The sequence below is a fragment of the Extensimonas soli genome, from assembly GCF_029211265.1.
GTDB lineage: Bacteria > Pseudomonadota > Gammaproteobacteria > Burkholderiales > Burkholderiaceae_C > Extensimonas > Extensimonas soli.
Map to the genome: position 1 here is coordinate 124,718 of NZ_JARGEL010000032.1, position 20,613 is coordinate 145,330.

Genomic DNA, 20,613 nt, shown 5'->3' on the forward strand with positions numbered 1-20,613 from the left:
GTGTGTGCATCGGCCAGCCGTTCTTTGACCAGTGTCTCCACCGGCGTGCTACACGGGTTCCACTTGATGATGAAGGCGACTTGGCACGCGAGCGCGGCGGGCTGCTGACGGTCATTGGGTCCGCTGCAAAGAAACCCGTCATTGCGAGCCCTGCAGGGGCGCGGCAATCCAGTTCCGTCCTTTGCTGCGCACGCAGGCGCTGTTGCGGCGGCTCCATGGATTGCCGCGGGCCTTCGGCCCCCGCAATGACGGGGCAAAATCATCCCGCGTCCTAATGAACAATCTGGGTTCAACCGCGACGCCCTTGTGTCCGAGCCTCTCCCGCCCGACGCAACCTCTACCCAAACGATGCCCCCCATGCCCCTCGCCACCCACACCTACCCCAGCCCGCTCGGCGATTTGCTCGCCGTGTTTACCGCACGTGGGCTCGGGCTGCTCGAATTTGCGGGCCAGCCGCGCGTGGCGCGTGAACTGGCGCAGCTGCAGGCCGCACGTGGCGATGCGGCACCTGCGCCAGACACCTTGCACGCCTGGACGGCGCAGCTCGGCCACGAACTTTCCGAATACTTTGCGGGCCGGCGGCGCCATTTCGCGCTGCCGCTGGACCTGGTGGGCACGCCGTTTCAGCAGCGCGTGTGGCAGGCGCTGCTGTCCATCCCCTATGGCCAGACCTGGAGCTATGCGCAGCAGGCGCAGCACATCGGCCAGCCCAGCGCCACGCGCGCCGTGGCCGCGGCCAATGGGCAAAACAAGATCAGCATCGTCGTGCCCTGCCACCGCGTGATCGGCAGCAAGGGCCAGCTCACCGGCTACGGCGGCGGCCTGCCGCGCAAGGCGTGGCTGCTGGGGCTGGAGCAGGGGCAACAAGCCGCGCCGCCCGCATCACCGCAGGGGGTGGGCAGGGGGTGAGGTGTTCTCAAAACGGCTACAAGCGCAGCCGATCTGAGAACACCCACACCGCTGCGGCCTCAGCCCGTAGCTCGTAGGCCGGGTTTGCGCAGCCAAACCCAGCATCCGGCTATGCACCGGGAATGCCGGGTTACGCTACGCTAACCCAGCCTACGTTGTTGCACCGCTGCCTTTCCCTTCCTGTTTGCCCACCCCCCATGCCCCTGTCCTGGAACGAAATCAAATCGCGCGCCATGGCGTTCAGCCGCCAGTGGGCCGACGCGGCCGATGAAAAGCAGCAGTCCATCCCGTTCTGGATCGACTTTTTCGAGGTCTTCGGCATCACCAATCGGCGCGTGGCCAGCTTCGAGCACGCCGTGAAAAAGCACGGCGGCGGGCAGGGCTACGTCGATCTGTTCTGGCCGGGGCAGATGCTGGTGGAGCAAAAGTCGCGCGGCAAGCCGCTGGAGCCCGCATTCGACCAGGCCATGGGCTACTTTCCCGGCATTGCCGAGCGCGACCTGCCGCACACGCTGGTGGTGTGCGACTTTGCGCGCTTTCGCGTGATCGACCTTGACACGCGTCGCGAAATCACTTTTGCGCTGGCCGATTTGCACAAACACGTGCGCTGGTTCGGCTTCATTGCCGGCTACAAGACGCAGGAAATCCGCCCGCAAGACCCCGTCAACATCAAGGCCGCTGAGCGCATGGGGCGCCTGCACGATGCGCTCAAGGCCAGCGGCTACGGGCAGTTTGGCAGCGCGCCCGAGCGCGCCGGCCATGCGCTCGAAGTGCTGCTCGTGCGCCTGCTGTTCTGCCTGTTTGCCGACGACACCGCCATCTTCCCTGCGCAGGGCTTTCGCGCCTTCATCGAAGAGCGCACCGCACCCGACGGGCACGACACCGGCCCGCTGCTCGCGCAGCTGTTCCAGGTGCTCAACACCCCGCCCGAGCGGCGCTCCGCACTCCTCGACGAGCAGCTGGCCGCCTTCCCCTACATCAACGGCCGGCTGTTCGAAGAGCCGCTGCCCATTGCCGACTTCGACGCCGCCACGCGCGAGGCGCTGCTCGACGCCTGCGCGCTCGACTGGGCCGGCATCAGCCCTGCCATCTTCGGCAGCCTCTTTCAGAGCATCATGGACGCGCAGGCGCGGCGCAACCTGGGCGCGCACTACACGTCCGAAGAAAACATCCTCAAGCTCATCAAGCCGCTGTTCCTCGACGGCCTGCGCGCCGAGTTCGAGCGCGTGCGGCACCAGCGCAACCGGCTGTTCGACTTTCACAAAAAGCTGCGCACCCTGAGCTTTCTCGACCCGGCCTGCGGCTGTGGCAACTTTTTGGTCATCAGCTACCGCGAGCTGCGTCTGCTCGAATTGGACGTGCTGCGCGCCGCCGCCGAACTGCAAGGCCAGAGCGGCCAGCGCAGCATCGACGTGCACAGCCTCATCGGCGTGAACGTCGATCAGTTCCACGGCATCGAGATCGAAGAATTCCCCGCGCAGATCGCCCAGGTGGCCCTGTGGCTGGTGGACCACCAGATGAACCTGCGCGTGGGCGAGGAGTTTGGCCAATACTTTGCGCGCATCCCGCTCGTCACGAGCCCGCACATCGTGCACGGCAACGCCCTCACGCTCGACTGGGCCGCCGTGCTGCCGCCCGCGCGCTGCAGCCATGTGCTGGGCAATCCGCCGTTTGTGGGGCATCAGTGGCGCAGTAGGCAACAGATGGACGATATGGCGCGCATTTGGGGTGGAGAAGGGCGCTTCGGCCGGCTGGATTACGTGGCGTGTTGGTACCGTCGTACCGTGGAATACTTACAAGGCAACCTTGCTGCGTCCGCCGCTCTGGTGTCTACCAACAGCATTTGTCAGGGCGAGCAAGTAGCTACGCTTTGGGGTTGGATGCTTGCCAACGGTACGCACATCCACTTCGCGCACCGCACCTTCGCCTGGAGCAACGAGGCGCGCGGAAAGGCTGCCGTGCACTGCGTCATCATCGGCTTTGGCTTGCAAGACCTGCCGGGCAAAGTCATCTACGAATACGACGACATCAAAGGCCCGGCGCACGCCGTGCCTGCGGCCAACATCAATCCGTATCTGGTGGATGCGCCCAACGTGCTGCTGCCATCGCGTACTGACACGCCGCCCGGGTTGCCCCAACTCAAGAAAGGCAGTCAGCCGACTGATGGCGGTCATCTCATCTTCACGACGGCAGAAAAAGATGATTTTTTGGCTCGTGAGCCGCTGGCCGCGCAGTGGATGCGGCCCTATATTGGTGGGGAGGAACTAATCAACGGAAACGGGCGCTGGTGCCTTTGGCTCAAGGGCATTCCACCTGCGCAATTGCGCGCCATGCCGTTGGTATTGCAGCGCGTGCAAGCTGTTGCTGAAGCTCGGCGTAGGAGTCCGACCAAAAGTGTGAGGGAGTTCGCGGCGCAACCCACGCTGTTTACACAAGACAGACAGCCGGATGCGCCGTACCTTGCCATTCCTGAAGTGTCCTCAGAAACGCGCCATTTCATTCCCATCGGCTTTCTCGGCCCAGATGTCATCGCCAGCAACAAACTCCAAATTGCCGTTGGCGCAACACGTTTTCACTTTGGCGTTTTGTCGAGCACGATGCATAACGCCTGGATGCGGGTCGTCGCTGGCCGACTTGAGAGTCGCTATAGCTACTCGCCGTCGGTTTACAACAACTTCCCCTGGCCCTTCTGCACCCTAGATTCCAAGCAAAAAGTGCCTCCAGCGCAGGTACAGAAAGCGCAAGCAGCTATCGAAGCCGCAGCGCAAGCAGTGCTCGACGCGCGCGCCGCGTTCCCCGGCAGCACCCTGGCCGACCTGTACGACCCGCTCACCATGCCGCCCGCGCTGCTGCGCGCGCACCAAAAGCTAGACGCCGCCGTGGACCGCGCCTACCAGCTCGCCGGCGGCCCCAAAAGCTACAGCGGCGACGCCGAGCGCGTGGCTTTTTTGTTCACCCTCTACCAGCGCATCACCAGTCTGCTGCCCGTGCAGACCACCCCGCCCAAAAAACCACGCCGGCGTGGTGCGGGCTTAGCGGCAGGGGGTGCGGGCGTGGATGCGGTGTGATCGCTTGGATGCGCGCCCGCTTCAATCCTGCGCGGGCGGCCACTGCCGCGCGGTGTGCACCAGCGCCAAGATCCACACGGCGCCATGGTCCTCGTCCACCTCGTACACAAGGCGATAGCTTGCGTGGGCGATCCATTTGCGGGTGCCGGGAACCGTGCCGACTTTGCCCATTTTGTGGTGCGCCGCCAGCCGTGCTGCAGCCGTGCTGAAAAGTACGTCCATGCGTGCAGCCGCGCCGGGGTTGTCGGCCGCGATGTAGTCCCAAATGTCGGCGCGGGCTCGTTCCGCCTCGGGCGTCCAGAAGACGATCACTCGGGGGCGGCCGCTGCCTCTTTGCGCCGGGCGGCGAACGTGGCTTCCACCTCTTCATTCGAGCGGCCACGGCCTGCGCGCATGGAGGCACGCCCGGCCTCGACCTTGTGGCGCAGGTAGTCGTCGTATTCCCGCGCCTGCCGGCGCTGGGCGATGTAGCCACGCATGAGTTCGCGCATGACTTGCGAGGCAGGCCGGTGTTCGCCCGCCGCTTCGGCCATGAAGGCGTCGCGCAGCTCAGGCTCCAGCTTCATCGTGAAAACGGCTTCTTTGGGCATGGGCGTTCATGGGTGTGGAAAAGGTACTGATCCAGTATATACATCGGGCCATGCGCGAGAGGTAACCGGGCGGCGTGGCCGGTCACTGTGCCCCCATCAACCAAGCCTCCCCCTGTCGCCGGCTCGCGTTGTGTGTCAATATGACGTACAATCCGCGACCTTTGACACCCATGAGATGAACGGAGGCCCGCCATGCCGCCCACTGTCAACACGGCCAGCACGGCCAGCGGCTCGGCCCGCATCAACCTGCGCACCAGCCCCGAGGCCAAAAGCCTGATCGAGCGGGCGGCGGCGATCATGGGCTCTACGGTGTCGAGCTTTATGCTGCAGCACGCCTACGAAGCGGCGCAGCGCATCGTCGCGGACAAGGACAGCTTGCTGCTCACGCAAGAGGCTTTCGCCGCTTTTGTCGATGCCTGCGACAACCCGGCCGAGCCCACCGCGGCGCTGCGCGCGCTGATGGCCTTGCGCGCCGATCGCCCCGCGGCATGAGCGTGCGCATCGAACGCCTTGCGGTGCAGCACGAGCGCAAGGGTTTCGACTGCGGCGACGTGGCGCTCAACCGTTTTTTGCTGCAGCAGGCGGGCCAGCTCGCACGCAAGGACTTCGGCACCACGTATGTTGCCGTGGCGGACGATGGCGTGACGGTGCTGGGCTTCGTTACCTTGAGCGCCGGGCAGGTGGCGTGCGCGCAGTTGCAGGCCGCGGCGCAACTGCCGCGCCACCCGGCGCCGGTGCTGCGCATGGGGCGCCTGGCCGTCGATCGCCGACAGCAGGGGCAGGGCATAGGCCAGCACTTGACGGCGTATGCCTTGCAACTGGCGCTGGATTTTTCGCGCTACGTGGGGCTGTATGCGGTGCTCGTGGATGCGAAGAACGAAGCGGCGCGGCAGTTTTGCGAGCGGCTGGGTTTTCGTGCCACCCTGGACGATCCCTTGTGCCTCTACCTGCCGTTGGCGACTTTGCGCAAGGCGGCGCAGGGGCGGTGACTTTGCCGGCCTTTTCCGAACTGGTGGAGTTTTTTTCCAGCGTGCAGGACACGTACCACATGCCTTTTGCACCCCACGCGCTGCTCGCGGCCGCCGCTGCGCTTGCGCTGCTGATCGACCGGCTGCTGGGCGAGCCGCCCGCGCGCTGGCATCCGGTTGTGTGGATGGGGCGCGGCCTGGGTTGGGCGGGTGCGCGCATCGCGCCACGCGCGCCCACGCCGCGGAGTTTGGGGTCTTTTTGGCTCTCAGCCCTTGTCTGGTGTGCGCTGGCAGCTATCGTCGTGGGAGCTTCTTGGGGCTTGCAATGGGCGGTGCTGCAATTGCCGGCGCTGCCTGCAACGCTGCTGCTGGCCTTGCTGTTCAAGCCGCTGCTGGCCTGGCGCATGCTTGCGGCCGAGGTGGGGGCCGTGGAGGCGGCGCTGGCGCAGTCGCTCGCTGCGGGGCGCGCGCGCCTGGCCTGGCTCGTGAGCCGCGACGTGGCGGCGCTTGATGCGGCGCAGGTGCGCGAGAGCGCCATCGAGAGCCTGGCCGAGAATTTGAACGATTCGGTGGTGGCACCGCTCTTCTGGTTTGCCGTGGCGGGGCTGCCCGGCGCGGCGCTGTACCGCTTTGCCAACACGGCCGATGCGATGTGGGGCTACCCCGGCATGCACGGCGGGCGCTATTGGCAGTGGGCCGGCAAGTGGGCGGCGCGGGCGGACGATGTGCTCTCGTGGCTGCCGGCGCGCCTTACGGCTTTGCTGCTGGCGGCGCTTGCGTGCTGGCCGCCGCGCGCTGCGCAGCGCGTGCCCTTGCGCGCGCTGTGGCGCGAGGCGGCGCGCACGCCTTCGCCCAACAGCGGCTGGCCCATGGCCGCGATGGCGCTCGCGCTGGGCGTGCGGCTGGGCAAGCCCGGCGTCTATCAGCTGCACGGCGCGGGCCGGGCGGTGCAGGGGGGCGACGTGCCGGCGGCGCTGCGTTTGGCACGAAAAGTGCCGCTTGTGCTTAGTCTGCTTGCGCTGGCAGCTTCTGTTTTGATAGTTTCTGGAGGCGCATTTTGGCTTTGAACGTCGCAAGCAATTCGGGCAATGCAAGCAACGGGGCGCGCGTGCACGGCGGGCCCGACGTGCAGGGCGTGGCCGCGCACGACTTTTCCACCAACGCGAACGCCTGCGGCCCGTGCCCGCTGGCGCTGGCTGCCGTGCAGCAGGCCGACGCCGCGCATTACCCCGACCCGGCCTACACCGCGCTGCGCGCACAGCTCGCGGCCCTGCACGGCGTGGCGCCCGCGCGCATCGTGATCGCGGGCAGCGCGAGCGAGTTCATCTACCGCATCACGGCCTGGGCTGCGCACGCGCTGCCCCCCGGCGCGCGCAGCGTGGCGCTGCCCCCGCATGGCTATGGCGACTACGCGCATGCCGCGCAGGCCTGGGGGCTGCGCGTGGTGCACCCCGTGCACGAAGTGGGCGATGCGGGTGTTGGAGGCGATGCACCCGTGCCCGGCCTGCACTGGGCCTGCGAACCCGGCAGCCCGCTGGGGCAGGCCGACGCAGCGCTCGCGGCCTGGCGCGCGCAGGTGCCTGGCGGCGGCGTGCGCGCGGACCAGGCGGCTGTGGACAAGCCTGTCGATGGCGCTGGGGATAAGTCTGTGGACGGGCTTGTGGACGGCGCCATGGACGGCGCGCGCGAAGGGGTACGCGAGCGGCTGCGCGATGAGCCTTGCGACGAGCCAAGCAACGACGAACCCGCCGGCGCGCCTGCCACGGTGCGCGTGCTCGACTGCGCCTACGCGCCGCTGCGCCTGTCGGGCCAGCCCAGTCTGGACGCAGCGGCGCTGGACGCCGTGTGGCGGCTGTATTCGCCCAACAAGGCGCTGGGCCTGACGGGCGTGCGCGCGGCCTATGCGATCGCCCCGGCGGGTGGGCAGCAGAGGGTCGCGCAAATGGTCGCGCAAGTGGTCGCGCAGCTCGAGGCGCTGGCCCCGTCGTGGCCGCTAGGCGCGCACGGTGTGGCGCTGCTGGCCGCCTGGACGCAGCCCGCAGTGCACGCCTGGCTGCAAGAGAGCCTGCACACGCTGCGCGGCTGGAAGGCGCGCCAGACTGCGCTCCTGCAGGCGCAAGGCTGGCAGATGCTGGAGAGCGAAGCGCCGTTTTTCTGCGCCCGCCCCCCGGTGGCCGACGCGGCCGACGTGCCCGCGCTGTGCGCGCAGCTGCGCCGCCACGGTGTGCGCTTGCGCGACTGCAGTTCGTTCGGCCTGCCCGGCCTGGTGCGCCTGGGCGTGCGCGCGCCGGCGTCGCAGGATGCGTTGCTGCGGGCGTGGGGTGAGGTGGGCGTGCGGCAAGAGGCCGCCCGCCCCGTGGAGCACTCCGCTACCGCCGCTCGCGCGCCGGACGCTCGAAGGAGGGATTGCCCGCCAGCAGCCCCAACACGCTGATGTCTTCATCGAGCGTGGGCCAGTGAATGCCCTGACCGTCGCCGAGCAACTCAAACTGCGCGCGGTCTTCGGGCCGCGCGCTGGCCAGACGCGGAAACCATGCCAAAGGTACCGACAAGGTGCGGGCGTCGGCGAGCGTCACGACCAGTTCATCCTCCGTGCAATGCACATGCGCCGCGCGCGGATCAATTTGCAGGGCCAAAGAATTCATTCCAAGCCTCCGAAAACAGCATGGCGTGCTCGCGCACGACAGTGGAAAGTTTGCCCAACTCCTGCGCCGAAAAGCCGGTGCTCGATGCCAACATGACGGGGCTGAGCCAAAATTTTGCCAAGGCGCGCTCGCGCTGCACGTGAATATGGGCAGGCTCGCCGTTCTCGTTCGAATAGAAGAAAAAACGGTACGGCCCAATGCGAAGGATGGTTGGCATGGTGCGCTATTCAAGGCTGCAAAGCCTGCTACGGGAAAGTGTAGCTTCAACAGAAAACCTGCTCGAAACCTGCACGACGCAGCAGGCAGGCTGGGTTACAACCTACTTACCTACGCTGCCCCAGCTCTCCACCAGCCATCCACCAGCGCCCGCGCAGGCGCGCAGCGCCGCCTCATGGACAATCTGGGTTCCATGCCACATTCATCCGCCTCTGATTCCGCGCCCCCTGTCGCGCCTCCCACGGCGCCCGCGCCCGAGCTGCCCGCACCCTGGCGCCGCTTTCGCGGGCTTGCGCCGTTTTTGCGCATGAGCATCGCGGGCGAGGACCTGCGGCCGCTGGCGCAGGCGCTGCTCGCGCAGGTGGATCGATCGCCCGACGACGCCACGCTGTGGCTGAATCTGTCGCTCGTCATGCAGTGTCTGGAACAGGCCGAGCTGGGCCTGGCGATGCAGGCGCAGGCGCTGCAGCTGCAGCGCGTCTATCGCATCGCCGCCACGTGCGAGCCGCCCACGCGGCGCCTGCTGATGCTCATGGTGCCGGGCGACCTGGCCGCGAACACGCCGCTGGACTGCCTGCTCGAAGAGAGCGACATCGAACTGATTTTTTACTACCTGGGCAGCGCCGACCAGCCGTTCGTTGCGCCAATCCCCGCGCACGACGCGGTGCTCGTGGCGCTGGGCGACTCGGACGCGAACGCGCCGCTGCTCGCCGTGCTCGAACAGGCGCTGGCGCACTGGGGCCGGCCGGTGCTCAACGCGCCCGCGCTGATCCCGGCCACGCGGCGCGACCGGCTCAGCGCGCTGCTGCAGGGCGCGCCCGGCGTCAGCATGCCGGCCATCGTGCAGGTGCAAAGGTCAAAACTCGCTGAAGTGGCCGCGCAGCGTGCGCTGGCAGCTACACTTTTTGCAGATGGTGCGTTTCCGCTGATCGTGCGCCCCGTGGGCTCGCAGGCCGGGCGCGACCTTGCGCGCATCACGCAGCCGCAGGAGCTTGCCGAGTACCTCGCGCGCGTGCCGGAGCCGGCGTTTTTCGTCGCGCCCTTCATCGACTACCGCAGCGCCGATGGCCTGTACCGCAAGTTCCGCATCGCCATGGTCGATGGCCGCCCCTGCGTGAGCCACATGGCCGCGTCGGCGCACTGGATGGTGCACTACGTGAACGCGGGCATGTACCAAGACGCGGCCAAGCGTGCCGAGGAGGCCCGCTTCATGGACGACTTCGACGCCTTTTGCGCGCGCCACCAGGCGGCGTTCGCGGCGATCCAGCAGCGCCTGGCGCTCGACTATTACTGCATGGACGCGGCGCAGGCGGCCGACGGGCGCCTGCTGATCTTCGAGATCGACCACATCATGGTGGTGCACGCGATGGATTCCGAGGCGCTGTTTCCGTTCAAGCAGCGCCACATGGCCAGGCTGCGCGCGGCGGTGCGCGACTTGCTGCTGCGCCGCTCGGGCGCGCAGCCTGGTGCGGTGCTTTCGGCCTCACCTGATTCTTCCGTTCCACCATCCCAGCCATGAATCGCAACAGCCTCAATTTTTCCGGTGGCCCCGGCGCGCTGCCCGCGAGCGTGCTGCAACAAGTGCAGCAAGCCGTGCTCGAAGTGCCCGAGGTGGGCCTGTCGATTCTGGGCATCAGCCACCGCTCGGACTGGTTTGCCGCGGTCATCGCCGAGCTCGAGCGCAACATGCGCACGCTGCTCGCGCTGCCCGACGACTACTACGTGCTGCTGCTGCAAGGCGGCGCGACGCAGCAGTTTTCCATGGTGCCCATGCTGCTGCTGCACGGCGCAACGCAGCCCGCCGAATACCTGCACACGGGCTACTGGAGCGGCAAGGCCGTGCGCGCGGCGCAGGGGCACGGGCCGGTGCGCGTGCTGTGGAGCGGTGAGCCGGCGCAGTGGCGGCGCCTGCCGCGTGATGAGGAATTGCCGTTTTCGCCCACGGCGCCGTACCTGCATTACGTCTCGAACGAGACCGTGGAAGGGCTGCAGTTCCACCGCGTGCTGGGCCTCGACGAGGTGCCGCGCGTGTGTGACATGTCCTCGGACTTCCTCTCGGCGCCCTGCGCGGCCGAGCGTTTTGCGCTGATTTACGCGCATGCGCAAAAAAACATCGGCCCCGCGGGCGTCACCGTGGTGCTGGTGCGCGACGCGCTGCTGGCACGTGCGCCCGAGGGCTTGCCCGACTTTCTCGACTACCGCACGCACGCTGCTGCGCATTCCAACTTCAACACGCCGCCGGTGTTCGCGATCTACGTGGTGCTGCTCGTGACGCGCTGGCTGCTGCACGAAGTCGGCGGCCTCGCGCGCATGGCCGAAATCAATCAGCGCAAGGCGCAGACGCTTTATGGGCTGATTGATGCGCACCCCGGCGTGTACCGCGGCCGCGCGGCAGTGGCCGACCGCTCGCGCATGAACGTGGTGTTCGAGCTGCCCGATGCCTCGGCGACGCAGCGCTTTCTGGCCCAGGCGCAGGCCGCGGGCTTTTCGGGCCTGGCCGGGCACCGCGCGCTGGGCGGCATACGCGCCTCGCTCTACAACGGCCTCACGCTCGAAGCCGTGCAGCGCCTGGCGCAGTTCATGGAAGACTTTGCGCGCCATGGCTGAAGCCGCTGTCCATGCCGGTATGCGGGCCCGGCACCGCTTTGCAAATCATCGCCTGCATTGGCCGCTGGACTGCCGTGGGGGCGATGGCGCCGCCCGCTGCCCGTGCGGGCTGGAGGAGTGCGCATGAGCGCACGCTGCATCATGGTGCTGGGCACTTCGAGCGGCGCGGGCAAGAGCTGGCTCGCCACGGCGCTGTGCCGCCACTACGCCCGGCAGGGACTGAAGGTGGCGCCGTTCAAGGCGCAGAACATGAGCAACAACGCGCGCGTGGTGCCCGACCTGGCCGGCGGCATGGGCGAGATCGGCGCGGCGCAATACTTTCAGGCGCTGGCCGCGCGCGCCGCACCCGAGGTGCGCATGAACCCGCTGCTGCTCAAGCCCGAGGCCGACACGCACAGCCAGGTGGTGCTGCTCGGGCAGGTCAGCGCCGCACTCACCGCGCTGCCCTGGCGCGCGCGCAGTGCGCAGGTCTGGCCGCAGATTGCCGCCGCGCTCGACGCGCTGCGCGCCGACAACGACGTGGTGGTGATCGAGGGCGCAGGCTCGCCCGCCGAGATCAACCTGATGGACAGCGACATCGTCAACCTGCGCGTGGCACGCCATGCCGACGCGCGCTGCCTGCTCGTGACCGACATCGACCGCGGCGGCGCGTTCGCGCACCTGTACGGCACCTGGGCGCTGCTGCCCGAGGCGGACCGCGCGCGCATTCGCGGCTTCGTGCTCAACAAGTTCCGCGGCGACGCAGCCCTGCTGGCCCCCGCGCCCGAACAGCTCGAACGCCTGACCGGCGTGCCCACCGTGGCCGTGCTGCCCATGCGCTTTGGCCACGGTCTGCCGGAGGAGGATGGCGTGTTCGACGACCGGCCCGTGGCTGCCGCGCCGCCGCTCGCAGGTTTACAAGCCAAAATGGCCTCTGGTGAAGGTGTTGTCTTGACAAGTAGCTATTCAAAAGATAGCTCCTTGGATCGCGCACCGCGCCGCATCGCGATCGTCGCCTATCCGCGCATCAGCAACCTTGACGAATTCCAGCCGCTCAAAAACCTGCCCGGCGTGCAACTGGTCTGGGCGCGCACGCCGGCGCAGCTGGCAGGGGCCGACTGGATCGTGCTGCCCGGCAGCAAAGCCACCGCGGCCGACCTGGCCTGGCTGCGCGCGCAGCGCCTGGACGCCGCCATCGCCGCGCACGCAGGGCAGGGCGGGGCGGTGCTGGGCATTTGCGGCGGCCTGCAAATGCTGGGCGAAGCGCTGATAGACCAGCACGGCGTCGAAAGCCAAGGCAAGGCTGACGGCAATGTCGATGGCAACGCCCCGGGCCTCGGCCTGCTGCCCCTGGTCACCAGTTTTGCCCCGCACAAAACCGTGCGCCGCACGCAAGCGCGCTTCGGCCCCGCCACAGGCGCCTGGGCGCCGCTGGCCGGCGTGCCCGTCGCCGGCTACGAAATCCACAGCGGCCACACCGCGCAACACCCCGCCATGGCCGCCAAAGGCGACGTAGCGCACGAACTGATCCCCCACATCGCCTGGCAAAACGCCGCGGGTAACGTGCTCGGCGTGTACCTGCACGGCCTTTTTGAAGACGCGGGCGTGCTGCAAGCCCTGTTCGGCGCGCAGGCGCCGACGCTGGACGCGGCATTCGAGCGCCTCGCGGATGAGATCGAGCGCGCCTTTGCGCCGGGAGTGCTGCAGGCGCTTATCGGGCCGTGAGGGAAATTGGGGTCGGAAATTGGGGTCAGATTCCAATTATTTCCCCGCCTGCCCGCGGCGCCAGAAATTGGAATCTGACCCCAATTTTCTTTTCTGAAAGGGGAATCCATGACCAAACTTGAAGGATCTGCCCTGCAATCCGCCTTGGCCCAGGTACCCGCCTGGAATTTCGATGCCGAACGTCACGCCATCCGGCGCACGCTGCGCTTTGCGGACTTCAACGCGGCCTTCGGATTCATGACGCGCACCGCCTTGGAAGCCGAACGCCAAAACCACCATCCGGAGTGGTTCAATGTCTATCACCAAGTGGAAATATTATTTTCCACACACGATGTCGGCGGCCTCACCGAACTCGACATTGCCTTCGCGCGCTGGGTGGACGCCACTGCCTTGGCCATGGGAGCGAGCTGAAATTGGCGTCAGATCCCGTTTTCTGGGGGCTCTGCCAAGCGAGGGAGTGATCGGAATCTGATCCCAACACCTGAGCTAAGCCGCGCGGCGAAGCGGCGTCGGCTTGGACGAATTGTTAGGCCCCGCGCGCAGCTCGTGCGATTGCCTCTTTCAGTGCCTCGCAATCCTGCTCGAGCACGACCTGAACGGATGTAAAAGGCCCTAGAAAAGGAGTGCCGGGCTTGCCCTGCAAATACGCTTGCTTGTGGTCGCTAATCAGTGAGTTGACTCTTGTTCGAGCCTCAATCACTTGATCATAGGCCTGCCGGATCTCCGCGCCATAAATACCGATGATCATCTCGATTCGGCTGAAGTCCACAGGACGATCGGCGCTGGCCTTTATTACGGCGTCGAGATATGCGTTGTAGTCGCATTCCCCCTTCATAACAAGCGTTAGGTGCAGGTAGTTGGAGAACATGCCGTTGAGCCAACGGCATACGAGAACATAAAGCTCTTCCAGTCGCTCTTTCGAAACCCTTTGATTCTGGACGCGTTCTTCGTGTACCAACTGCACCTTTAGCTGCTTGGCATTCGCTCTGTTAGTAAGCCACACGCCAAGGGTGGTGAGCAGCGAGCCGAACACAACGCCAAGCAGTCCGACCCACGCCTCGGAAGGAGCTTTTGCCAACACTTGCAGCAACGTATCCATAGGGGCCTAACATAATATATCCGGCAGATTCTGCCGGATAAGCTGGGCGGTGCGGGATATTCTTGGCACAGAGTCGTCCTAAAAATGGTTCTACATCAACGGGTTACGCACTTGATGCTGTGCGTATTTACAGGCATACATCAAGCATGAAACCCGGCACACCCACATCCGTTCTTCGCTCCATCCGCTTGCTCGACCAACTTCGGGAGCGCATCCGGTATCTGCACTATAGCCCACAGACCGAGAAGGCGTACCTGTACTGGGTGCGTTTTTCATTCGCTGGCATGGCCGTGCAGGGGGATAGATTAGGGTCCGATTTCAATTCTCTGCCAAGGCCACACCACAAAGGCCGAGCGCAGCAAAGGCCCGTGCGGTATCCCCGCCCTTCTGCCTGCGCCGAGGAGCGCAGCGCCCGGCGGGAGAAAGGCGCGCGATTGTTCGAGCGCAGCGAGTTTCGCGCGACCCCGCCGGGCGTGAGCACCGCAGCTTGCCCTGACCGCCGTGAGGCGGGCAGGGACGCAGGCAGCAGGGTCGCCTTCTTTTGCCTTCTTTTCTTGGCGAGACAAGAAAAGAAGGTGCGCCGCCGGGCGCAACTCCCGGCACCCGTCCCGTGCTCCAGCACCTGCGCTCGATAATCGAAATCTGAACCCCATTTCCGCCTTTGCTTCATCACCCCGCAAATAATTGGAATCTGCCCCCAATTTCTGACCCGAATTTCCCCTCCATCCAAGCTCCCCCATGCAATCCATCGCCCACTTCACCACCCCCCAAATCCCAGACATCACCGACCCCGCCCTCACAGCACGGCTGCAGCACACGCTCGACCAGAAAACCAAGCCGCTGGGCTCGCTCGGCCGGCTCGAGGCGCTGGCCTTGCGCCTGGGGCACATTCTGGGCAGCACGGCGCCGGCGCTGCAGCAGCCGCAAATGCTGGTGTGCGCGGGCGACCATGGTCTGGCTGCGCGCGGGGTGTCGGCCTTTCCGGCGGACGTCACCTGGCAGATGGTGCACAACTTTCTCGCCGGCGGCGCGGCTGTGAGCGTGCTTGCGCGCCAGCATGGCCTGGCGCTCACGGTGGTCGATTGCGGCGTGGCGCGCGCGGTCGAGCCGCCCACGGCAGCTTCGACAGCAGCGGCTCAAAACGGGACTGCGAGCCCGCCGCGCCTGCTGCAGCGCCGCGTGGCCGCGGGCACGCAAGACGCTTCTTGCGGCCCGGCGATGACGCCCGAGCAATGCGCGCAGGCGCTCGCCAACGGGCAGGAGATCGTGCGCGGCCTGCCTGGCAATGTGCTGCTGCTGGGCGAGATGGGCATAGGCAACACCTCGGTGGCTTCGCTGCTGCTCGCGCGCCTGGGCGGGGTCGATCTGGCGGCGTGCACCGGTGCGGGCACGGGGTTGGATGCGGAGGGCATCGCGCGCAAGCGCGCCGTGCTGCAGCAGGCGCTGCAGGCCAACGCGCAGGCCACGAGCCCGCTGCAGGCCCTGGCGGCGCTCGGCGGCTTTGAGGTCGCCACGCTCACGGGCGCCGTGCTGCAGGCTGCGGCGGAGCGCCGCGTGATCGTCGTCGATGGCTTCATCAGCAGCGCCGCCGTGTTCGTGGCCAGCCGCCTGCAGCCCGCCGTGCTGCAGCGCTGCGTGTTCGCGCACCGCTCGGGCGAACCCGGCCACGCGCTGATGCTCGCGCAGATGCAGGCCGAGCCGCTGCTCGACTGGGGGCTGCGCCTGGGCGAGGGCTCGGGCGCGGCGCTGGCGTGGCCGCTGCTTGCCTCGGCCTGCACCATCTTGTGCGACATGGCGAGCTTCGAAGCCGCGGGCGTGGCCGGGCGCGTGGACTGTTGAGAAGGCAGCTGCACCAGCGTGGTGCAGCCGCAGTGAACGTCGTACACTGTGCGACGCTGAGCGCCAAGACAGACAACAACGCAGCAGGCGGCCAGCGTAGAGCCCCCTCGAGCACCAGGAGACAAAGCTTGCAGCCAACCAACACGCAAGACCCGGCCTACTTCCACCAGGTCGTCGATTGTCAGTGGGCGTGTCCCGCACACACGCCCGTTCCCGAATACATCCGCCTGATCGCGCAGCGCCGCTACGACGATGCGTACATGGTCAACTGGGTGTCCAACGTCTTTCCGGGCATCCTCGGGCGCACCTGCGACCGGCCGTGCGAGCCCGCGTGCCGGCGTGGCCGCGTCGAAGACCACAACCTGCCCAAGCCCGAGCCCGTGGCCATCTGCCGCCTGAAGCGCGTGGCCGCCGACTTCAAGACCGACGTGCGCGCGCGCATGCCGCGCCCGCTGCCGCCCAACGGCAAGCGCGTGGCCTGCGTGGGCGCGGGGCCGGCTTCGCTCACGGTGGCGCGCGATCTTGCGCCGCTGGGCTACGAGGTCACGGTGTTCGACGCCGAGGCGCGCGCGGGCGGCTTCATGCACCAGCAGATTCCGCGCTTTCGCCTGCCAGAGCACGTGATCGACGAGGAGACGGGTTACGTTTTCGCGCTCGGCGCCCAATTCCGCCCCGGCACGCGCATCGATTCCATGCGCGCGCTGCTTGGCCAGGGCTACGACGCCGTCTTCGTCGGCAGCGGTGCGCCGCGCGGGCGCGACCTCGACCTGCCCGGGCGCAAGGAGGCGGCCGCGCACATCCACATCGGCATCGACTGGCTGGCCTCGGTGTCGTTTGGGCACGTGACGTCGGTCGCCAGGCGCGTGATCGTGCTTGGCGGCGGCAACACGGCCATGGACTGCTGCCGCTCGGCGCGGCGCCTGGGCGGCGAGGACGTGAAGGTCATCGTGCGTTCGGGCTACGACGAGATGAAAGCCTCGCCGTGGGAGAAAGAGGACGCGCAGCACGAGGGCATCCCCATCATCAACATGCACGTGCCCAAGGCGTTCGTGCACGAGGGCGGCAAGCTCACGGGGATGCTGTTTGAGGTCGTGCGCGCCGAGTACGACGCGCAGGGCCGGCGCCAGCTCGTGCCCACGGGCGAGCCCGAGGCGTTCTTTGCCTGCGACGAGGTGCTGATCGCGGTCGGGCAGGAAAACGCCTTTCCGTGGATAGAGCGCGACGTTGGCATCGCGTTCGACCGCTGGGGCCTGCCAGAGCTGGGCAAGGGCACCTTCCAGTCCAGCCTGCCGCAGGTGTTCTTCGGCGGCGACGCGGCCTACGGCCCCAAGAACATCATCACCGCGGTGGCGCACGGGCACGAGGCCGCCGTGTCGATCGACCTGTTCCTGCGCGGGCAGGACGTGGCGCAGCGCCCGCCGCCGCACGTGAACCTGGTGTCGCAAAAAATGGGCATCCACGAGTGGAGCTACGACAACGACCCGAGCAACGACCCGCGCTACAAGGTGCCCTGGGCGCAGGCCGAAAAAGCGCTTGCGAGCATCGCCGTCGAGGTCGAGCTGGGCTTTGACCCGGCCACCGCCGCCAAGGAAGCGCACCGCTGCCTGAACTGCGACGTGCAGACCGTGTTCACGCCCAATCTGTGCATCGAATGCGACAGTTGCGTGGACATCTGCCCCACCGATTGCATCACCTTCACCACCAACGGCGAGGAGGCCGAGCTGCGCCAGCGCCTGCACGCGCCCGCACTGCACCCCGAGGAGCCGCTGTTCGTCTCGCCCGCGCTCAAGACCGGCCGCGTGCTCGTCAAGGACGAGGACGTGTGCCTGCACTGCGGCCTGTGCGCCGAGCGCTGCCCGACCGGTGCGTGGGACATGCAGAAGTTCCTGCTGCTCACCGCCAAGGCCGGCGATGCTTTCAAAGACATAGCTATGAGCGCAGAAAGGACGGGCGTATGAAGCCGATTGAAGCCATCAACGACTTTGTCATCAAGTTTGCCAACGTGAACGGCTCGGGCTCGGCCAGCGCGAACGAGCTCTTTGCCAAGGCCATTTTGCGCATGGGTGTGCCCGTGAGCCCGCGCAACATCTTCCCGAGCAACATCCAGGGTCTGCCGACCTGGTACGAGGTGCGCGTGAGCGAACAGGGCTACCTGGGCCGGCGCGGCGGCACCGACATGATGGTGGCGCTGAATCCGCAGACCTGGGCCGCCGACCTGGCCGAGATCGAGCCCGGCGGCTACCTGTTTTACGACAGCACGCGCCCGCGCGCGCCCGAGGAGCTGCGCGCAGACATCATCGTCATCGGCATGCCGCTGACCGAAATCTGCAACGCCGTGTTCGCCGACCCGCGCCAGCGCCAGCTGTTCAAGAACATCGTCTATCTGGGCGCGCTCTCGGTGCTGCTGGACATGGACGCCGTGGCCATCGAAACCCTGCTCGGCGAGCAGTACAAGGGCAAGGAAAAGCTGCTCGCCTCGAACGTGCAGGCGCTGCAGCTGGGGCGCGACTTTGCGCGCGAGCACCTTGCGCACCCGCTGCCGATCCGCGTGCGGCGCGCCGACCGCGTGGGCCAGCGCATCTTCATCGACGGCAACACGGCCGCGGGGCTGGGGGCGGTCTATGGCGGCGCCACGGTGTGCGCGTGGTACCCGATCACGCCCTCGACCTCGGTGGCCGAAGCCTTCATGCAGTATTGCGCGGCGTTTCGCAAGGACGCCGAAGGGCGTCACAACTACGCCATCGTGCAGGCCGAAGACGAGCTTGCCTCGATCGGCATGGTTGTGGGCGCCGGCTGGAACGGCGCGCGCGCGTTCACGGCCACCTCGGGGCCGGGCATTTCGCTCATGACCGAATTTCTCGGCCTGGCCTACTTTGCCGAGATTCCCGCGACGCTCATCAACGTGCAGCGCGGCGGCCCCTCCACCGGCATGCCCACGCGCACGCAGCAGGCCGACCTGCTGGCCTGCGCCTACGCCTCGCACGGCGACACCAAGCACGTGCTGCTGCTGCCCGAAGACCCGCGCGAATGCTTCGAATTCACAGCCACCGCGCTCGACCTGGCCGACCGCCTGCAAACGCCGGTGTTCGTGATGAGCGACCTCGACATCGGCATGAACCAGCGCCTGTGCGCGCCGCTGGCCTGGGACGACCGCCGCGACTACGACCGCGGCAAGGTCATGGGCGCGCAAGACCTGGAGCAGCGCGAATTTGGCCGCTACAAGGATGTCGATGGCGACGGCATCCCCTGGCGCACGCTGCCGGGCACGCACCCCAAGCTGGGCAGCTATTTCACGCGCGGCACCACGCGCGACCCCTACGCGCGCTATTCCGAGCGCGGGCCTGATTACCTCTACAACATGGAGCGCCTGCAGCGCAAGTTCGCCACCGCGGCGACGCTGGTGCCGCAGCCCGTGCTGCAGCCCGCGGCCACGCCCACGCAGCTGGGGGTGATCTATTTCGGCTCCACGAGCTGCGCCATGGCCGAGGCGCTCGATGCGCTTGCGGCGGCGGGCATCCACGTCGATGCGCTGCGCCTGCGCGCGTTCCCGTTCCCCGCGAGCGTGCGCGACTTCATCGCCGCGCACGACCAGGTCTTCGTGGTCGAGCAAAACCGCGACGCGCAAATGCGCTCGCTGCTCGTCAACGAGCTCGAGATCGACCCGGCGCGCCTGCGCCCCGTGCTGCACTACGACGGCACGCCGATCACCGCGCGCTTCATCACGCAAGCCATCACCCAACTCGCCGCAAGTCTCGCCGCAAGTCTGGCCGCACATGCGCCGCACGGCGCCGCTGCGGCTGCGACACCCGCCATTGCGCAAGGGGACGCCCAGGCCGCCGCCCAAGCCGCCATCCAGGAGACCAGCACGCCATGACCTACATCGCCAAACCGCCACTGCACCATCCCGCGCTCGCGCGCAACAAGGTCGGCTACACGCGGCGCGACTATGAAGGCAAAGTCTCCACGCTGTGCGCGGGCTGCGGCCACGACTCGATCTCGGCGGCCATCATCGAAGCCTGCTGGGAGATGAACATCGAGCCGCACCGCGTGGCCAAGCTCTCGGGCATAGGCTGCTCGTCCAAGACGCCCGACTACTTCCTTGGTGCGAGCCACGGCTTCAATACCGTGCACGGGCGCATGCCCAGCGTGCTCACGGGCGCCAACCTCGCCAACCGCGACCTGCTGTACCTGGGCGTGTCGGGCGACGGCGACTCGGCCTCGATCGGCCTGGGGCAGTTCGCGCACGCCATGCGGCGCAACGTCGACATGGTCTACATCGTCGAAAACAACGGCGTCTATGGCCTCACCAAAGGCCAGTTCTCGGCCACGGCCGACAAGGGCAGCAAGAGCAAGAAGGGCGTGGTGAACGCCGACAGCCCGGTGGACCTGGTGGGGCTGGCCATGCAGCTGGGTGCGAGCTTCGTCGCGCGCAGCTTTTCGGGCGACAAGGCGCAGATGGTGCCGCTCATCAAGGCCGCGATGGAGCACGGCGGCGCGGCCTTCATCGACATCATCAGCCCCTGCGTGACCTTCAACAACCACGCCGGCTCCACACGCAGCTACGACTGGGTGCGCGAGCACAACGAGGCCGTGAACCGCATCGACTTCATCACTCCGCGCGACCCGATCACCGCAAGCATCGCGCCGGGCGAGGTGGTCGATGTGCCGCAGCACGACGGCAGCATCCTGCGCCTGCGCAAGCTGCACACCGACTACGACCCGACCGACCGCGTCGCCGCTATGAGCTACATGCACGAGCGCGCCGCCGAGGGCGAGCTCGTGACCGGCCTGCTCTACGTCGAATCCGGCGCGGACGACCTGCACATGGCCCAGCACACGAGCCGCCGCCCGCTCAACAGCCTGGGCAAGGCCGACCTGTGCCCCGGCGCCGCAGCGCTCGAAAAGCTGAACCAGCAGTTCCGCTGAAATTTGCTTCTACATCTTTTTTGAGATAGGATAAAGTCTCAT

The 20,613-nt window shown here is 67.0% G+C and carries 19 protein-coding genes; 14 read left to right on the forward strand and 5 right to left on the reverse strand.

The features are described 5' to 3' along the window. Positions 1 to 357: 357 nt before the first annotated feature. Both PYV55_RS15605 and PYV55_RS15610 read left to right on the forward strand, forming a co-directional pair. Entirely contained in the window at positions 358 to 909 is a 552-nt protein-coding gene (locus PYV55_RS15605; RefSeq protein ID WP_144733868.1) for a methylated-DNA--[protein]-cysteine S-methyltransferase, read from the forward strand. Between the two features lie 197 nt (positions 910 to 1,106). Beyond that, positions 1,107 to 3,977 (forward strand): class I SAM-dependent DNA methyltransferase, encoded by a 2,871-nt coding sequence (locus PYV55_RS15610; RefSeq protein ID WP_275853073.1) that lies wholly within the window; start codon positions 1,107 to 1,109, stop codon positions 3,975 to 3,977. 21 nt (positions 3,978 to 3,998) lie between these two features. On the opposite strand, the gene PYV55_RS15615 is transcribed toward PYV55_RS15610, so the two are convergent. Both PYV55_RS15615 and PYV55_RS15620 read right to left on the reverse strand, forming a co-directional pair. After that, positions 3,999 to 4,289, reverse strand: coding sequence for a type II toxin-antitoxin system RelE/ParE family toxin (locus PYV55_RS15615; RefSeq protein ID WP_275853075.1), 291 nt, complete (start codon positions 4,287 to 4,289; stop codon positions 3,999 to 4,001). Continuing rightward, on the reverse strand, positions 4,286 to 4,567 hold the full coding sequence (locus PYV55_RS15620; RefSeq protein WP_275853077.1) for a CopG family ribbon-helix-helix protein: 282 nt from the start codon (positions 4,565 to 4,567) through the stop codon (positions 4,286 to 4,288). The genes PYV55_RS15615 and PYV55_RS15620 overlap by 4 nt, the downstream gene beginning before the upstream one ends. Before the next feature lie 192 nt (positions 4,568 to 4,759). Here PYV55_RS15620 and PYV55_RS15625 point away from each other — a divergent pair, with 192 nt between their 5' ends. From PYV55_RS15625 to PYV55_RS15640, 4 genes are read left to right on the forward strand one after another with little or no spacing between them, the layout of a single operon-like run. Beyond that, positions 4,760 to 5,059: a type II toxin-antitoxin system TacA family antitoxin gene (locus tag PYV55_RS15625; protein ID WP_275853079.1), complete on the forward strand. Its 300-nt coding sequence runs from the start codon at positions 4,760 to 4,762 to the stop codon at positions 5,057 to 5,059. Next, positions 5,056 to 5,556 carry a GNAT family N-acetyltransferase gene (locus PYV55_RS15630; RefSeq protein ID WP_275853081.1) on the forward strand — a complete coding sequence of 167 codons (501 nt, stop codon included), beginning with the start codon at positions 5,056 to 5,058 and terminating at the stop codon, positions 5,554 to 5,556. Before PYV55_RS15625 ends, PYV55_RS15630 begins: the two co-directional genes overlap by 4 nt. A gap of 59 nt (positions 5,557 to 5,615) precedes the next feature. Next, complete coding sequence (gene cbiB / locus PYV55_RS15635) at positions 5,616 to 6,602, forward strand: adenosylcobinamide-phosphate synthase CbiB (RefSeq protein ID WP_275853220.1); 987 nt, start codon at positions 5,616 to 5,618, stop codon at positions 6,600 to 6,602. After that, positions 6,599 to 7,969 carry an aminotransferase class I/II-fold pyridoxal phosphate-dependent enzyme gene (locus PYV55_RS15640; protein ID WP_407066817.1) on the forward strand — a complete coding sequence of 457 codons (1,371 nt, stop codon included), beginning with the start codon at positions 6,599 to 6,601 and terminating at the stop codon, positions 7,967 to 7,969. Before cbiB ends, PYV55_RS15640 begins: the two co-directional genes overlap by 4 nt. On the opposite strand, the gene PYV55_RS15645 is transcribed toward PYV55_RS15640, so the two are convergent. Together PYV55_RS15645 and PYV55_RS15650 are read right to left on the reverse strand one after the other, a co-directional pair. After that, positions 7,905 to 8,180 carry a DUF2442 domain-containing protein gene (locus tag PYV55_RS15645; RefSeq protein WP_275853085.1) on the reverse strand — a complete coding sequence of 92 codons (276 nt, stop codon included), beginning with the start codon at positions 8,178 to 8,180 and terminating at the stop codon, positions 7,905 to 7,907. The genes PYV55_RS15640 and PYV55_RS15645 overlap by 65 nt on opposite strands. Next, positions 8,155 to 8,397 carry a DUF4160 domain-containing protein gene (locus tag PYV55_RS15650; RefSeq protein WP_275853087.1) on the reverse strand — a complete coding sequence of 81 codons (243 nt, stop codon included), beginning with the start codon at positions 8,395 to 8,397 and terminating at the stop codon, positions 8,155 to 8,157. The genes PYV55_RS15645 and PYV55_RS15650 overlap by 26 nt, the downstream gene beginning before the upstream one ends. A gap of 192 nt (positions 8,398 to 8,589) precedes the next feature. Here PYV55_RS15650 and PYV55_RS15655 point away from each other — a divergent pair, with 192 nt between their 5' ends. From PYV55_RS15655 to PYV55_RS15670, 4 genes are all read left to right on the forward strand, one after another. After that, positions 8,590 to 9,915 (forward strand): ATP-grasp domain-containing protein, encoded by a 1,326-nt coding sequence (locus PYV55_RS15655; protein ID WP_275853089.1) that lies wholly within the window; start codon positions 8,590 to 8,592, stop codon positions 9,913 to 9,915. Further along, a complete protein-coding gene (locus PYV55_RS15660; protein ID WP_275853090.1) occupies positions 9,912 to 11,003 on the forward strand; it encodes a phosphoserine transaminase in 1,092 nt (363 codons plus the stop codon). Before PYV55_RS15655 ends, PYV55_RS15660 begins: the two co-directional genes overlap by 4 nt. A gap of 123 nt (positions 11,004 to 11,126) precedes the next feature. Beyond that, the gene (locus PYV55_RS15665) at positions 11,127 to 12,707 is read left to right on the forward strand and encodes a cobyric acid synthase (protein ID WP_275853092.1); all 1,581 of its coding nucleotides are present in this window, start codon (positions 11,127 to 11,129) and stop codon (positions 12,705 to 12,707) included. Positions 12,708 to 12,815: 108 nt separating this feature from the next. Beyond that, positions 12,816 to 13,118, forward strand: coding sequence for a 4a-hydroxytetrahydrobiopterin dehydratase (locus PYV55_RS15670; protein WP_275853094.1), 303 nt, complete (start codon positions 12,816 to 12,818; stop codon positions 13,116 to 13,118). A gap of 115 nt (positions 13,119 to 13,233) precedes the next feature. On the opposite strand, the gene PYV55_RS15675 is transcribed toward PYV55_RS15670, so the two are convergent. Next, entirely contained in the window at positions 13,234 to 13,806 is a 573-nt protein-coding gene (locus PYV55_RS15675; protein WP_275853095.1) for a hypothetical protein, read from the reverse strand. 738 nt (positions 13,807 to 14,544) lie between these two features. Here PYV55_RS15675 and cobT point away from each other — a divergent pair. From cobT to PYV55_RS15700, 4 genes are all read left to right on the forward strand, one after another. Next, a complete protein-coding gene (gene cobT / locus PYV55_RS15685; RefSeq protein WP_275853097.1) occupies positions 14,545 to 15,645 on the forward strand; it encodes a nicotinate-nucleotide--dimethylbenzimidazole phosphoribosyltransferase in 1,101 nt (366 codons plus the stop codon). 128 nt (positions 15,646 to 15,773) lie between these two features. Further along, positions 15,774 to 17,603, forward strand: a complete 1,830-nt coding sequence (locus PYV55_RS15690) for an FAD-dependent oxidoreductase (RefSeq protein WP_275853099.1) — start codon at positions 15,774 to 15,776, stop codon at positions 17,601 to 17,603. Further along, positions 17,600 to 19,519 carry a 2-oxoacid:acceptor oxidoreductase subunit alpha gene (locus PYV55_RS15695; RefSeq protein ID WP_275853101.1) on the forward strand — a complete coding sequence of 640 codons (1,920 nt, stop codon included), beginning with the start codon at positions 17,600 to 17,602 and terminating at the stop codon, positions 19,517 to 19,519. The genes PYV55_RS15690 and PYV55_RS15695 overlap by 4 nt, the downstream gene beginning before the upstream one ends. Beyond that, entirely contained in the window at positions 19,516 to 20,571 is a 1,056-nt protein-coding gene (locus PYV55_RS15700; RefSeq protein WP_275853103.1) for a 2-oxoacid:ferredoxin oxidoreductase subunit beta, read from the forward strand. The genes PYV55_RS15695 and PYV55_RS15700 overlap by 4 nt, the downstream gene beginning before the upstream one ends. Positions 20,572 to 20,613 lie beyond the last annotated feature (42 nt).

Coding starts and splice junctions, on each gene's coding strand:
- PYV55_RS15605 (WP_144733868.1), top strand. CDS start 358: ATGCCCCTCGCCACCCACACCTACCCCAGCCCGCTCGGCGATTTGCTC.
- PYV55_RS15610 (WP_275853073.1), top strand. CDS start 1,107: ATGCCCCTGTCCTGGAACGAAATCAAATCGCGCGCCATGGCGTTCAGC.
- PYV55_RS15620 (WP_275853077.1), bottom strand. CDS start 4,567: ATGCCCAAAGAAGCCGTTTTCACGATGAAGCTGGAGCCTGAGCTGCGC.
- PYV55_RS15625 (WP_275853079.1), top strand. CDS start 4,760: ATGCCGCCCACTGTCAACACGGCCAGCACGGCCAGCGGCTCGGCCCGC.
- PYV55_RS15630 (WP_275853081.1), top strand. CDS start 5,056: ATGAGCGTGCGCATCGAACGCCTTGCGGTGCAGCACGAGCGCAAGGGT.
- cbiB (WP_275853220.1), top strand. CDS start 5,616: ATGCCTTTTGCACCCCACGCGCTGCTCGCGGCCGCCGCTGCGCTTGCG.
- PYV55_RS15645 (WP_275853085.1), bottom strand. CDS start 8,180: ATGAATTCTTTGGCCCTGCAAATTGATCCGCGCGCGGCGCATGTGCAT.
- PYV55_RS15650 (WP_275853087.1), bottom strand. CDS start 8,397: ATGCCAACCATCCTTCGCATTGGGCCGTACCGTTTTTTCTTCTATTCG.
- PYV55_RS15655 (WP_275853089.1), top strand. CDS start 8,590: ATGCCACATTCATCCGCCTCTGATTCCGCGCCCCCTGTCGCGCCTCCC.
- PYV55_RS15660 (WP_275853090.1), top strand. CDS start 9,912: ATGAATCGCAACAGCCTCAATTTTTCCGGTGGCCCCGGCGCGCTGCCC.
- PYV55_RS15665 (WP_275853092.1), top strand. CDS start 11,127: ATGAGCGCACGCTGCATCATGGTGCTGGGCACTTCGAGCGGCGCGGGC.
- PYV55_RS15670 (WP_275853094.1), top strand. CDS start 12,816: ATGACCAAACTTGAAGGATCTGCCCTGCAATCCGCCTTGGCCCAGGTA.
- PYV55_RS15675 (WP_275853095.1), bottom strand. CDS start 13,806: ATGGATACGTTGCTGCAAGTGTTGGCAAAAGCTCCTTCCGAGGCGTGG.
- cobT (WP_275853097.1), top strand. CDS start 14,545: ATGCAATCCATCGCCCACTTCACCACCCCCCAAATCCCAGACATCACC.
- PYV55_RS15695 (WP_275853101.1), top strand. CDS start 17,600: ATGAAGCCGATTGAAGCCATCAACGACTTTGTCATCAAGTTTGCCAAC.
- PYV55_RS15700 (WP_275853103.1), top strand. CDS start 19,516: ATGACCTACATCGCCAAACCGCCACTGCACCATCCCGCGCTCGCGCGC.